The following is a 12988-nucleotide window of genomic DNA, read 5'->3' on the forward strand; positions in this document are numbered from 1 at the left end:
CGACAGTGACTCCGGCGCCGGGCGCCCGAAGGTGAACTCCCTTCGGGCGCCCTGTCGTTGAGCCACGCAGGCGAAACTGGTTGAACAGTTGAACCGGGCTGCCCCCGGGGGGATGGAAACCACGTCAAGTTGGGTAAAAACGCTGCGAGTGCGGCGTACTTCGTGATTCCCTCGTTGAAGAGAACATTCAGCCCTCGGACCCCAGTTGGACCAGATCGGGCGCCCCTCCTCCCACGCGCATGCCCAGGGGACGCCCGCTGTCCATGTGTCCATGTGTGTTTGCGGAGCCGACCCATGCTCACCACCCTCCAGACGGCCTATTCCGATACCCGCGCCGCCGACCTGGCCTGGACCCTGGGCCGGGAGCCGCTCCCCGCCCTCGCCGTCCTCGACCTCCAGCTCGGTGGCGCCGAACTCCAGTTGAGGCTTCTCGGCGCCTCCCACCAGGTCCTCCTCCAGGAGGACCGCGGGGTCTGCTCCGAGACCGTTGCCTGCATGCCGGGCAGCAGCACCCCCCTCCCCCTCGGCGTCGCCAAGCGGCTCGGCGACTGGGAGTACGAATTCGCCGCCCGCGTCGAGACCCTGACGCAGGGCCAGTTCGCGGGCCGGGCGCAGGAGCTGCTCGCGCTCGTGAGCGACCACCCGCACGGCCTGGCGGGCACCTTCCCCGGCTCCCCGTACGCCTTCACCGCCATGCTCGCCCAGCGCATCGAGGGCCAGGTGCGGTGGCGCACCTGGCACGCGTACCCGCAGGAAGGGCAGTTGGTGGTCACCCGGACCAGGGTGGGGGTGCGCATCCCCGCGACCGCGGCCTGAGGGGTGCGGCCGGGGGCCGGGCGCCCCCGGCCCCTCCACTTGCACCCTTGTGGGTGACAAGCGGCGACGGGGCAGTGACGTAGCGTTCGCCACATGATCGACCAGCAGGTGTCGCTGCGAGGGGGCGCGGCGCGGCTTCCCGTACGGCCCAGGACCGGCCGGTTCCTCGTGCTGGCCGCCGTCTTCGTCTGCGCGGCCTGCGGCCTCGTCTACGAGCTGGAACTGGTCGCGCTCGCCTCCTACTTGATCGGCGACTCGGTCACCCAGGCCTCCGTCGTGCTCTCGGTGATGGTCTTCGCGATGGGCATCGGCTCCCTCCTCGCGAAACGTTTACGCTGCCACGCCGCCGTCGGTTTCGGGCTGATCGAGGCGGCCCTCGCGCTGATCGGCGGCTCATCGGCGCTCGTGCTGTACGCCTCGTTCGCCTGGCTCGGGGAGTCGCGGTACGCCCTGGTCGGGTTCTCGCTGGCGATCGGGGTGCTGATCGGGGCGGAGATCCCGCTGCTGATGACGCTGATCCAGCGCGTCGACCGGCAGGACGCGGGCGGGGCGGTGGCCGACCTCTTCGCCGCCGACTACGTGGGCGCGCTCGTCGGCGGCCTGGCCTTCCCCTTCCTCCTGCTGCCGATGCTGGGCCAGCTCACCGGCGCGCTCCTCACCGGCGCGGTCAACGCGGCGGCCGGCGGGGCGCTGGTCCTGTGGGTGTTCCGGCGCGACCTCACCTCCCGCTCCCGCCGGCTCCTCGTCGTGGTCAACGTCTCGGTGATCGCCGTCCTGGCCACCGCCACGGTCCTGGTCGACGACTTCGAGCAGGCGGCGCGGCGGGCCGTCTACGGGGACCAGGTGCGGGTCGCCGTGCAGACCGGGGTGCAGGAGGTCGTCCTGACCGGCACCGACCGCGACTCCCTCGGCCTCTACCTGGACGGCCGGCTCCGGGTCAGCGCCCGCGACGAGCACCGCTACCACGAGGCGCTGGTCCACCCCGCGATGGACGGCCCCCGCGCCCGCGTCCTCATCCTGGGCGGCGGCGACGGGCTCGCCGCCCGGGAGGTCCTCCGCTACGGGGACGTCCGCTCGGTCACCGTCGTCGAGATCGACCCCGCCGTCACCCGGCTGGCCCGCACCGACCCCGCCCTCTCCGGGCTCAACGACCACGCCTACCGCGACCCGCGCCTCACCGCCATCGGCGCGGACGCCTTCACCTGGCTGCGGGCCGACCACCAGCGGTACGACGTGGTGATCTCCGACCTGCCGGACCCGGGCGTCACGGCCAGTACGAAGCTGTACTCCGCCGAGTTCTACGGGCTGATCGCCGAGGCCCTGGCCCCCCGTGGGCGCCTCGTGGTCCACGCGGGCCCGCCGGTGGTCCGGCCGCACACCTTCTGGACGGTGGAGGCCTCGGTACGGGCGGGGGGCCTCGCGACCCGCCCGTACCGCATCCCGGGCCGCCCCTCCGGCTTCACCGCGAGCCCCGACCGGCTCTCCTCCGGGGAGCGGCCCCCGGAGGACTGGGGCTTCCTCCTCGCGGCGGCCGGGCCGGTGGGGGAGCCGGGGCTGGCGGCCGGGGCGCCCGCACTGCGCTCGCTCGGGGAGGCGGAGATACGGGAGGGGGCCCGGGCGGCGGACCGGCTGCGGCTGCCGGGGCAGGTGCCGTCCACGCTGATCCACCCGCGCTACTGGGAGGAGGCGTGAGGGCGGGGGGCGGGGCCTCGCTACGTGGCGGAGGCGGGCGGGTCGGGCGGGGGGAAGCCCTGACGTGCGGGCCGGGGGCGATTAGGCTCGGTAGGTATGGAGCATCAGGTGTTCGTTCCGGTCCCGGTCCCGGCCCTGCGGCGCACGCTGGGTGACCCCGTCCGGGTCGCCCGCTGCGTACCGGGGATCCAGCAGGACGCCGACGCGGCGGCCGCGCCGCTGGCGGGCCGGCTGAAGTTCCGGGCCGGCGGCCACACCATCACGTACCGGGGCGAGCTGAAGCTCTCCGGCCCCGGCCCCGAGGACGGCCGCTTCTCGGTCACCGGGGAGGGCGTGGAGGCCCGGGGGACCGGTGCGGTGAAGCTGGCCCTGGCCATCGGCCTCACGGAGACGGACGGCGGGACGACCCTCGCGTACAGCGGCACGGCGAGCGGCGACGGCCGCCTGGCCGAGCTGGAGGAGGGCGCGGCGCTCGCGGCGGCCCAGCGCCTCCTGGACCGCTTCACCCAGCAGCTGGTCACGGAGACCCTGGCCGCGCATGAGGAGGACGGTGCGCGGGGGGAGGCCGGTGCGCGAGGGAAGGGCGGTGCGCACGGGGAGGCCGGTGCGCGAGAGGGCGGTGCGGTGAAGGACGGCGCGGAGGACGTGTCGGCCGAGGGGCTGGAGGGGGACGTCGAGGCAGCGGGTGACGGTGCGCCGGGTAGCGAGCCGACGGGCGGCCAGCTGCCGGGGGACGCGCCGACGGGTGACGCGGTGTCCGGTGACGGACCGCCCGGTGACGCGACGTCCGGTGACGCGGCCTCTGCCGGTACGGGCGCCGTCGGCGAGGCGGCCCCTGCCGGTACGGGCGCCGCAGACGGACCCGCCGAACCCGCCGCCGAACCCGCCGCCGAGCCCGCTGAATCCGCCGAACCCGCCTCCGTATTCGACTCGCCCGTCCCCCCGCCCGCCCTCGACCCCGTCGCCGGAGTGGAGTTCACCGTCCCCGACGAGCCGCCCGCCGAGGCCGCGCACGCCCGCCGCACCATGATCGGCCGCAGCGCGGAGGAGGTCGACCACGCGCCGCCGCGCGGCCGGTACGCCCCCGTGCCCTCGCCGGAAGCGGGCGGGGCGAGCACCACCCTGCGCTGGGTCGCCCCGGCGGCCGCCCTCGCGCTGGCCTCCGCCGTGGTGCTGGGCAGGGCGTTGCGGCGCCGGAGGTAGGGGGAGCGGCCGGATCCGGCCCGACCGGCAGGACACTCCCGCGGGCCGCCAGTAGGGTCGTCGGGTGAGCAGCAGCGAAGAGAGCACCCGTAGCGAAGAGAACGTCAGGCTGAGCGCCGACGACGCCGAGTTGACCGTCGACCCCGCCCACGGCTGCCGGATCAGCAGCCTGCGGATCGGCTCCACCGAACTGCTGCGCCAGGGCGGGCGGTACGGCTGCTTCCCGATGGTGCCCTGGTGCGGGCGTACCGGGTACGGGCAGTTCCGCAACGGCGACACCGCCCACCAACTGCCCCTGAACTCCCCGCCGCACGCCATCCACGGCACCGGCCGGGACACCGCCTGGCGGACCGCCCGCGCGGACAAGGCGCAGGCGGCCTTCTACTACGACCTCGCCGAGCCCTGGCCGTACGAGGGCCGGGTGACCCAGACCTTCGAGCTGACCGAGGACACCCTGACGCTGGGCCTCGCCGTGGAGACGTACGGCACCTCCTTTCCGGCCCAGGCGGGCTGGCACCCCTGGTTCCACCGCAACCTCGGGGGCCGGGATGCCGAGCTCTCCTTCGACGCCGCTTGGCAGGAGGAGCGCGGTGAGGACCACCTGCCGACCGGCCGCCGCATCGACCCCGTACCGGGACCGTGGGACGACTGCTTCGGGATGCCCGACGGCGTGGACGTGAAGCTCACCTGGCCGGAGCAGCTGGAGCTGACGGTCAAGAGCCGCAGCGAGTGGGTCGTGATCTACGACGAGCAGGACGAGGCGGTCTGTGTGGAGCCGCAGTCCGGGCCGCCGAACGGGCTGAACACCGCGCCCCGGCTGGTCACCCCGATCGACCCGCTGGAGATCACCACCACCTGGAGCTGGGCGCGGCTCTGAGGCCGGGCTCCGAGGCGGGGGCCGGAACCGCTTACCCTCGTGTCCATGACTGACGTACGCGCTGACCTGCTCCAGCAGATCAAGGACAAGGCCGTGGTGCACGGCAAGGTGACCCTCTCCTCGGGGCTGGAAGCCGACTGGTACATCGACCTGCGCCGGATCACGCTGGACGGCAAGGCCGCGCCGCTGGTCGGCCAGGCGATGCTGGACGCCACCGCCGAGCTGGACTACGACTGCGTCGGCGGGCTGACGCTCGGCGCCGACCCGGTCGCCACCTCGATGCTCCACGCCTCCGCCGCGCGCGGTAGGAGCCTGGACGCGTTCGTCGTCCGCAAGGCGCAGAAGGCGCACGGGATGCAGCGCCGGATCGAGGGCACCGACGTGAAGGGCCGCCGCTGCCTGGTCGTCGAGGACACCTCCACCACCGGCGGTTCGCCGCTGACCGCCGTCGAGGCCGTACGGGAGGCGGGCGGCGAGGTCGTCGCCGTCGCCGTGATCGTGGAGCGGGGTGCCGCCGCGGCCATCGCCGAGGCCGGGCTCCCGTACATCCAGGTCTACTCGGTGGCCGATCTCGGCCTCGTCTGAGCCGAAAGCGGACCCGGCGGACGTTTCACGTGAAACAGGGTCCGCCGGGTGGAGCCGGATGAGGAGTCTGGGAAGATGGGGTCGACGATGACGTCGCCCCCAGGTCAGGGACTTACACGCCTGTACACCCGCACATCCCAAGGAGCGGTCAGATGCCCATCGCAACCCCCGAGGCTTACGCCGAGATGCTCGACCGGGCCAAGGCGGGCAAGTTCGCCTACCCGGCCATCAATGTCACCTCGACGCAGACCCTGCACGCGGCTCTGCGCGGCTTCGCGGAGGCCGAGAGCGACGGCATCGTCCAGATCTCCACGGGCGGTGCGGAGTTCCTGGGCGGTCAGTACAACAAGGACATGGTCACGGGCGCGGTCGCCCTGGCCGAGTTCGCGCACATCGTCGCCGCCAAGTACGACGTCACCGTCGCGCTGCACACGGACCACTGCCCCAAGGACAAGCTGGACGGGTACGTACGTCCGCTGCTCGCCGTCTCCGCCGAGCGCGTCGCCAAGGGTCTGAACCCGCTGTTCCAGTCCCACATGTGGGACGGCTCGGCCGAGACCCTCGCCGACAACCTGGCCATCGGCCAGGAGCTGCTGGCCCAGGCCGCCGCCGCCAAGATCATCCTTGAGGTCGAGATCACCCCGACCGGCGGCGAGGAGGACGGCGTCACGCACGAGATCAACGACGAGCTGTACACGACCGTCGACGACGCGCTGCGCACCGCCGAGGCGCTCGGCCTGGGCGAGAAGGGCCGCTACCTGCTGGCCGCCTCCTTCGGCAACGTCCACGGCGTCTACAAGCCGGGCAACGTCGTGCTCCGCCCCGAGCTGCTCAAGGACCTCCAGGCGGGCGTCTCCGAGAAGTACGGCAAGCCGGCCGGCTCGCAGCCGTTCGACTTCGTCTTCCACGGCGGCTCGGGCTCCACCGCCGAGGAGATCGCCACCGCGCTGGAGAACGGCGTCGTGAAGATGAACCTCGACACCGACACCCAGTACGCCTTCACCCGCCCGGTCGCGGACCACATGTTCCGCAACTACGACGGTGTCCTGAAGGTCGACGGCGAGGTCGGCAACAAGAAGACCTACGACCCCCGCACCTGGGGCAAGGCCGCCGAGGCGGGCATGGCCGTGCGCGTCACCGAGGCGTGCGCGAACCTGCGCTCCACGGGCACGAAGCTGAAGTAAGCAGTACACGAGTACGGATGTACGGCCTCGGGCCCGGTCCTCCTTCCAGGGGGCCGGGCCCGACGCTGTGCCGAGAGAAGGAGAGCCCGCCGTGGCCGCGCTGTACGACTTCGACACCGCCGTCGACCGCCGGGGCACCTGGTGCGTCCAGTGGGACGGGGTCGCGGACCGGTTCGGGGTCGACGGGCTGCTCCCGTTCACCATCTCCGACATGGACTTCGCCACCGCCCCCGAGGTGCTGGCCGCGCTGCGGGCCCGGCTGGACCACGGCGTCTTCGGCTACACCACCTGGCAGCAGGACGACTTCCGCTCGGCCATCGCCCACTGGTACGTCACCCGGTACGGCACCGAGATCGACACCGGGCAGCTCGTGTACGGCCCGTCCGTGCTCAACCAGCTCTCCCAGCTCCTCCAGATGTGGACGGGGCGGGGGGACGGGGTCGTCGTCCACACCCCCACGTACGACGGTTTCCGCAAGGCGGTCACCGGGCTCGGGCGGGAGCTGCGCGGGGTGCCGGTGGGGGACTGGGAGGCGCTGGAGCGGGAGCTGTCCCGGGCGGACGCCAAGGTGCTGGTCCTCTGTTCGCCGCACAATCCGACCGGGCGGGTCTGGACGGCCGCCGAGCTGACCCGGACGGCGGAGCTGGCGGGGCGGCACGGGGTGGCCGTGATCAGCGACGAGATCCACGCGGACTTCGTGCACGAGGGGTACGTCCATGTGCCGTGGACCCGGGTCGCCGGCGAGGGCCGCTGGGCGCTCGTCTCCTCCGGGTCGAAGGCCTTCAACTTTCCGGCGCTGACCGGTTCGTACGGGCTCATCGGGAATCCGGCGGACCGGGCGGAGTATCTGCGGCGGATGGAGACGGCGGAGGGGCTGGCGTCCCCGGCGGTGCTGTCGCTGACCGCGCACATCGCGGCGTACCGGGAGGGGGCCGCGTGGCTGGACGCGGTGCGGGCGTATGTGGCGGGGAACCTGGCGTACGTCGCGGAGCGGCTGGCGGCGGACCTGCCCGAGCTGGGGTGGGAGCCGCCGCAGGCCGGGTACCTGGCGTGGATCGACCTGCGGGCGGCGGGGGTGGACGACGCGGAGTTGCAGCGGGTGCTGGTGGAGCGGGAGCGGGTGGCGATCATGGGCGGGGCGGTCTACGGGGCACCGGGGTTCGTGCGGCTGAACGTGGGGTGCCCCCGGGGGAAGGCCGAGGCGGGGGTGGAGGCGTTGGTCCGGGCGGTGGAGAGCCTGAAATCAAGCCCCTCCGGCGATTGAGGAGCGGGGGCCGGGTCAGCGCCCCCGTGACGGTGCGGGGTGCGGGGAAGGGCGCTTCGGGGCACGCTGACCCCATGGCCGCTGCCTCCGCCCCCGGGGAGATCCGGGTCGCCTCGCCCGTCGGGCGCTGGGTCGTGCTGACCACCGTGCTCGGGTCCGGCATGGCGATGCTGGACTCGACCGTCATCAACGTCGCCCTGCCCCGCATCGGCGCCGACCTCGACACCGATCTGGCCGCGCTCCAGTGGACCGTCAACGCGTACATGCTCACCCTCGCCGGGCTGATCCTGCTGGGCGGGGCGCTCGGGGACCGGTACGGGCGGCGGCGCGTCTTCGTGGTGGGGGTGGTGTGGTTCGCGCTGGCCTCGCTGCTCTGCGGGATCGCGCCGAACGCGGGGGTGCTCATCGCCGCGCGGGCCCTGCAAGGCGTCGGCGGGGCGCTGCTCACGCCGGGGTCCCTGGCGCTCATCCAGGCCAGCTTCCACCCCGACGACCGGGCACGGGCCGTGGGGCTCTGGTCCGGGTTCGGCGGGGTCGGGGCGGCCGTGGGGCCGTTCGTGGGCGGGTGGCTCGTCGACGGGCCCGGCTGGCGGTGGGTGTTCCTGCTGAACCTGCCGCTCGCCGCGATCTGCGTCCCCGTCGCCCTCCGCCACGTACCGGAGTCGCGCGATCCGGCGGCGCACGGCCGGTTCGACGTGGTGGGGGCCGTGCTCGGGGCCCTCGCCCTGGCCGGGGTGACGTACGCGCTGATCGAGGCGCCGGGGCGGGGCGCCTCGCCGCTCGTGATCGGGGCGGCGCTCGGCGGGGTGCTGCTCGGGGTGGCGTTCGTGCTGGTGGAGCAGCGGCGGGCCGATCCGATGCTGCCGCCGTCGATCTTCCGCTCGCGGCTGTTCACCTCGGTCAACCTGGTGACGTTCTGCGTGTACGCGGCCCTCGGCGGCTTCTTCTTCCTCTCGGCGATCCAGCTCCAGGTGGTCGCCGGGTACTCGGCGCTCGGGGCCGGTACCGCGCTGCTGCCCACGACGGTCCTGATGCTGCTGTTCTCCGCCTGGTCGGGGGAGCTGGGGCGGCGGATCGGGCCGCGTATCCCGCTCACGGTGGGGCCGCTGCTGGCCGCCGCCGGGATGCTGCTGATGCTGCGGGTGGGGCCGGGCAGCGCGTCCTTCGGCGGGTACGTCGGTGAGGTGCTGCCCGCCGTCGCGGTGCTGGGCGCCGGGCTCGTCGTGGTCGTGGCCCCGCTCACCGCGACGGTCCTGGCGGCCGTGGACACCGGGCGCGCCGGTCTGGCCAGCGGGATCAACAACGCGGCCGCGCGGGCGGCCGGGCTGATCGCGGTGGCCGCGCTGCCGCTGCTCGCCGGGATGGGGCCCGAGGCGTACCGGGACGCCGGGGAGTTCGCGGCGACCTTCCGGCGGGCGATGCCGATGTGCGCCGGGCTGCTGGTGCTGGGCGCGGTCATCGCCTGCTGGACCGTCCGCACCCCGCCGGCCACCCCGGCGCGGGAACGGGAGGAGGAGCGGCCCGAGTGCACCGTCCACTGCGGCATCGTGGCCCCGCCGCTGGAGCCCGAGCGGGCGGAGGAACGCGGGCGGTGAGGTGCCCCCAGGCGGGCGGGTGGGCCCGTCCGCCGTCACCGGGGCGCGTGCGGGGACGAGGGCGGTGAGTCCGTCCCCGGCCCCGGCAACGCGGGCGGTGAGGTGTCATGGGCGTCCCGCTCCAGGCACACTTGATCCATGTCCATCCACGAGAACCTTCTCGGGGGCCCCGCCCCGACCCACCTGCCCGACGACCCCGAGCCGCGCGAGCTGCTCGCCGCCGGTACGCCGCCCGCCGAGGTCGCGGCGAAGTACCCCACCTCCTCGCTCGCCTGGGCGCAGCTCGCCGACGAGGCGTACGAGGGCGGCCGGGTCATCGAGTCGTACGCGTACGCCCGTACCGGCTACCACCGCGGCCTCGACTCCCTGCGCCGGGCCGGCTGGAAGGGCCACGGCCCCGTACCGTTCGAGCACGAGCCGAACCGCGGCTTCCTGCGCGCCCTGCACGCCCTCGCCCGGGCCGCCGGGTCCATCGGGGAGACCGAGGAGCACGAGCGCTGCACGGCGTTCCTGCGCGACTCCTCGCCGACCGCCGCCGACATCCTGGGCTGACCCCGGCCGCGTACTCCTGAGCCGGGCCCGCCGCCCGCACGGCGCGGGTCCGGCTTAGTATGCGAGCAGGGGACCGGAGCTCCATCACCTCACGGAAGGGGCGGACCGCTACCCGGAAGCTCGTGTCGAGGAGACAGCGATGTCGACGAACCACCCCGACCCCGAAGCCACCGGTGCGGACACCCCGCACCTCGACTTCGCGGGAACGACTCCGTACGAGGACTATGTCCAGGCGGATGTCCTGACCCACCTCCAGCACCTCCGCTCGGACGACCCCGGCGAGATGGTCTTCCTGGTCACCACCCAGGTCATGGAGCTGTGGTTCACGGTCATCGTCCATGAGTGGGAGACCGCCACCCGCGCCCTGCGCGAGGACCGCATACCCGTCGCGCGCGACGCCCTGAAGCGTTCGCTGCGCGAGCTGGAGGCGCTCAACGAGTCCTGGCGGCCGCTGGCCGGGCTCACCCCCGCCCAGTTCAACTCCTACCGGGGCTCGCTCGGCGAGGGCTCCGGGTTCCAGTCCGCGATGTACCGGCGGATGGAGTTCCTGCTCGGCGACAAGTCGGCCTCCATGCTGGTGCCGCACCGGGGCGCGCCCCGCGTGTACGCCGAGCTGGAGAAGGCGCTCGGGGAGCCGAGCCTGTACGACGAGACGCTCGCCCTGCTGGCCCGGCGCGGGTACGCCATCCCCGAGTCCGTCACCGGCCGGGACCTGACCAAGCGGTACGAGCCGTCGCCCGAGGTCGAGGCGGTGTGGGCACAGATCTACGCCTCCGACGACCAGAACGACGAGCTGGTCCGCCTCGGCGAGCTGCTCACCGACGTCGGCGAGCTCGTCTGGCGCTGGCGCAACGACCACCTCGTCGCCACCCGGCGCGCGATGGGCTCCAAGACCGGCACCGGCGGCTCCGCCGGGGTGGCCTGGCTGGAGAAGCGCGCCACGAAGAACGTGTTCCCCGAACTGTGGACGGCGCGCAGCCATGTCTGAGACCTTCCGCGAGCGGGCACTCGCCCTCGACGCCGCCGACCCGCTGGCCGCACAGCGCAAGCTCTTCGCCCTCGACGACGGCGTCTACCTCGACGGCAACTCGCTCGGCGCGCTGCCCGTCCACGTCCCCGCCCGGGTGCAGGACGTCCTCACCCGCCAGTGGGGCGAGCTGCGCATCCGGTCCTGGGGCGAGAGCGGCTGGTGGACCGCGCCCGAGCGGATCGGCGACCGGATCGCCCCGCTCGTCGGGGCCGCCGCGGGCCAGATCGTCGTCTCCGACTCGACCAGCGTGAACGTCTTCAAGGCGGTCGTCGCGGCCACCCGCCTCGCCGCTCTCGCGGGCGGGGGACGGGACGAGATCCTGGTTGACGCGACGACGTTTCCCACGGACGGGTACATCGCCGCCTCCGCCGCCCGGCTGACCGGCCACCGCATCGTGCCGGTCGCCCCCGCCGACGTACCAAGTGCGCTCGGAGACCGTACGGCCGCCGTCCTCCTCAACCAGGTGGACTTCCTCACCGGACGGCTGCACGACCTGCCCGGCCTGACCGCCGCCGTCCACGCGGCGGGCGCGATCGCCGTCTGGGACCTCTGCCACAGCGCGGGCGCCCTGCCGGTCGGCCTGGACGAGCACGGGGTGGACCTGGCGGTCGGCTGCACCTACAAGTACCTGAACGGCGGCCCCGGTTCACCCGCGTACCTGTACGTCGCCGAGCGCCACCAGGCCGCCTTCGACTCCCCGCTGCCGGGGTGGAACTCGCACGCCGACCCGTTCGGCATGACCCCCGACTACGCGCCTGCGGACGGTTCCGTACGGGGCCGGGTCGGCACGCCCGACATCGTCTCCATGCTGACGCTGGAAGCGGCGCTGGACGTGTGGGACGGGGTCTCCGTGGACGCGGTCCGGGCCAAGTCGCTGGCGCTGACGGACTTCTTCCTGGAGTGCGTCGAGGCGTACGTGCCGGAGGGCCGGGTCACCTCGGTCACCCCGGCCCCGCACGCCGAACGCGGCAGCCAGATCGCCCTGCGCTGCGCCGGGGCCGAGACCGTGATGGGGCGCCTCATCGAGAGGGGCGTCGTGGGCGACCTGCGGCCGCCGGACGTGCTGCGGTTCGGCTTCACCCCGCTGTACGTGGGGTTCGCCGACGTGGAACGGGCGGCGCGGGTCCTGGCCGAGGTGCTGGAGGAGACCCGGCAGGCCTGACGGACCGTCAATGCGTGTAAGGCCGGGCGGGGACGGTGCCGATCACTGGTACCGTCCCCGCAGGTCAACCCAGTTGGGCACCTGACACAGGCACAGGGCACAGCCACAGGACACAGGCATAGGACGGTTGAGCAGCATGTCGGATTCTGCCGCGCGTGATCGGGACGACGCCGAGACCGAGTCGGCGCTCGCGCATCCGGTGGTCGCCCCCGACCGGACCGCCGCCTACGGCGACCACCCCGACCAGGTCATCGACTTCTACGCCCCGCGCGACGGCCGCACCGCCGCCCCCCTCGTCGTCCTGCTGCACGGCGGCGCCTGGCGGGCCCCCTACGACCGCACGCACGTCTCCCCGCTCGCGGACTTCCTGGCCCGGCGGGGGTTCGCCGTGGCGAACGTGGAGTACCGGCGCGGCGGCGAGGGCGGCCAGGTGCCCGGTGCCGACCCGGTGGCCGGCCGCTGGCCGGAGACCTTCGACGACGTGGCCGCCGCCCTCGACGCCGTACCGGCCCTCGCCGCCCGCGAGTTGCCCGAGGCCGACGTACGCCGGATCGTGGTCACCGGCCACTCCGCCGGCGGCCACCTCGTGCTCTGGGCGGCGGCGCGCCATGTGCTGCCCGAGGGGTCGCCGTGGCACCTGCCCGCCCCGCCCCCGTTGCGCGGGGTCGTCGCGCTGGCCCCGATCGCGGACTTCGCCACATCGGTGGAGTTGGGGGTGTGCGGCGGCGCGGTGGACCAACTCCTCGGTCAGGAGGGGGAGTCGGCGGACCGTACGGCCCAGGCCGACCCCGCCGCCCTGCTGCCCACCGGGATCGCCACCGCGATCGTCCACGGTGAGGAGGACATCGTCGTCCCGCTGGCCGTCTCGGAGGCGTACGTCGACGCGGCGGCGAAGTCCGGCGAGATGGTCGGGCTCACGCTCCTCGGCGATGTCGGGCACTTCCCGCTGATCGACCCGGCGGCCGACGCGTGCGCGATCGTGGCGGAGGAGATCACGCAGCTGGCGTGGTGAGGTCCGAAATCCCCCC

General features: G+C 73.7%; 12 protein-coding genes. All 12 read left to right on the forward strand.

The genetic code is table 11. The features are described from left to right. The first annotated feature begins 294 nt into the window (after positions 1–294). The 12 genes from GTY67_RS17915 to GTY67_RS17970 all read left to right on the forward strand — a co-directional run bounded on the left by GTY67_RS17915 (position 295) and on the right by GTY67_RS17970 (position 12972). Entirely contained in the window at positions 295–816 is a 522-nt protein-coding gene (locus GTY67_RS17915; protein WP_093690042.1) for a DUF2617 family protein, read from the forward strand. 93 nt (positions 817–909) lie between these two features. Further along, positions 910–2508: a polyamine aminopropyltransferase gene (locus GTY67_RS17920; RefSeq protein WP_161279320.1), complete on the forward strand. Its 1599-nt coding sequence runs from the start codon at positions 910–912 to the stop codon at positions 2506–2508. Positions 2509–2604: 96 nt separating this feature from the next. Further along, the gene (locus GTY67_RS17925) at positions 2605–3711 is read left to right on the forward strand and encodes an SRPBCC domain-containing protein (RefSeq protein ID WP_161279321.1); all 1107 of its coding nucleotides are present in this window, start codon (positions 2605–2607) and stop codon (positions 3709–3711) included. Between the two features lie 130 nt (positions 3712–3841). Next, a complete protein-coding gene (locus GTY67_RS17930; protein ID WP_093690435.1) occupies positions 3842–4588 on the forward strand; it encodes an aldose epimerase in 747 nt (248 codons plus the stop codon). A 45-nt stretch (positions 4589–4633) separates the two neighbouring features. Next, positions 4634–5173, forward strand: coding sequence for an orotate phosphoribosyltransferase (gene pyrE, locus GTY67_RS17935; protein WP_161279322.1), 540 nt, complete (start codon positions 4634–4636; stop codon positions 5171–5173). A 152-nt stretch (positions 5174–5325) separates the two neighbouring features. Beyond that, positions 5326–6357 carry a class II fructose-bisphosphate aldolase gene (gene fbaA, locus GTY67_RS17940; RefSeq protein ID WP_093690047.1) on the forward strand — a complete coding sequence of 344 codons (1032 nt, stop codon included), beginning with the start codon at positions 5326–5328 and terminating at the stop codon, positions 6355–6357. Positions 6358–6448: 91 nt separating this feature from the next. Then, positions 6449–7621: a MalY/PatB family protein gene (locus tag GTY67_RS17945; protein ID WP_161279323.1), complete on the forward strand. Its 1173-nt coding sequence runs from the start codon at positions 6449–6451 to the stop codon at positions 7619–7621. Between the two features lie 74 nt (positions 7622–7695). After that, complete coding sequence (locus GTY67_RS17950) at positions 7696–9216, forward strand: DHA2 family efflux MFS transporter permease subunit (RefSeq protein WP_161279324.1); 1521 nt, start codon at positions 7696–7698, stop codon at positions 9214–9216. Positions 9217–9354: 138 nt separating this feature from the next. Beyond that, complete coding sequence (locus GTY67_RS17955; RefSeq protein WP_093690053.1) at positions 9355–9768, forward strand: DUF3151 domain-containing protein; 414 nt, start codon at positions 9355–9357, stop codon at positions 9766–9768. A gap of 139 nt (positions 9769–9907) precedes the next feature. Further along, a complete protein-coding gene (locus GTY67_RS17960; RefSeq protein ID WP_093690055.1) occupies positions 9908–10756 on the forward strand; it encodes a tryptophan 2,3-dioxygenase family protein in 849 nt (282 codons plus the stop codon). Continuing rightward, on the forward strand, positions 10749–11960 hold the full coding sequence (gene kynU, locus GTY67_RS17965) for a kynureninase (protein ID WP_161279325.1): 1212 nt from the start codon (positions 10749–10751) through the stop codon (positions 11958–11960). Before GTY67_RS17960 ends, kynU begins: the two co-directional genes overlap by 8 nt. Before the next feature lie 136 nt (positions 11961–12096). Next, entirely contained in the window at positions 12097–12972 is an 876-nt protein-coding gene (locus GTY67_RS17970; RefSeq protein WP_161279326.1) for an alpha/beta hydrolase, read from the forward strand. The last annotated feature ends 16 nt before the right edge of the window (positions 12973–12988 follow it).

The organism is Streptomyces sp. SID8374 (genome assembly GCF_009865135.1).
Taxonomy (GTDB): Bacteria; Actinomycetota; Actinomycetes; order Streptomycetales; family Streptomycetaceae; genus Streptomyces.

Excerpts from the sequence above, each read along its gene's own strand:
- pyrE (WP_161279322.1), top strand. The coding sequence starts at position 4,634 with ATGACTGACGTACGCGCTGACCTGCTCCAGCAGATCAAGGACAAGGCC.
- GTY67_RS17960 (WP_093690055.1), top strand. The coding sequence starts at position 9,908 with ATGTCGACGAACCACCCCGACCCCGAAGCCACCGGTGCGGACACCCCG.
- GTY67_RS17925 (WP_161279321.1), top strand. The coding sequence starts at position 2,605 with ATGGAGCATCAGGTGTTCGTTCCGGTCCCGGTCCCGGCCCTGCGGCGC.
- GTY67_RS17950 (WP_161279324.1), top strand. The coding sequence starts at position 7,696 with ATGGCCGCTGCCTCCGCCCCCGGGGAGATCCGGGTCGCCTCGCCCGTC.
- fbaA (WP_093690047.1), top strand. The coding sequence starts at position 5,326 with ATGCCCATCGCAACCCCCGAGGCTTACGCCGAGATGCTCGACCGGGCC.
- GTY67_RS17970 (WP_161279326.1), top strand. The coding sequence starts at position 12,097 with ATGTCGGATTCTGCCGCGCGTGATCGGGACGACGCCGAGACCGAGTCG.
- kynU (WP_161279325.1), top strand. The coding sequence starts at position 10,749 with ATGTCTGAGACCTTCCGCGAGCGGGCACTCGCCCTCGACGCCGCCGAC.
- GTY67_RS17915 (WP_093690042.1), top strand. The coding sequence starts at position 295 with ATGCTCACCACCCTCCAGACGGCCTATTCCGATACCCGCGCCGCCGAC.
- GTY67_RS17955 (WP_093690053.1), top strand. The coding sequence starts at position 9,355 with ATGTCCATCCACGAGAACCTTCTCGGGGGCCCCGCCCCGACCCACCTG.
- GTY67_RS17920 (WP_161279320.1), top strand. The coding sequence starts at position 910 with ATGATCGACCAGCAGGTGTCGCTGCGAGGGGGCGCGGCGCGGCTTCCC.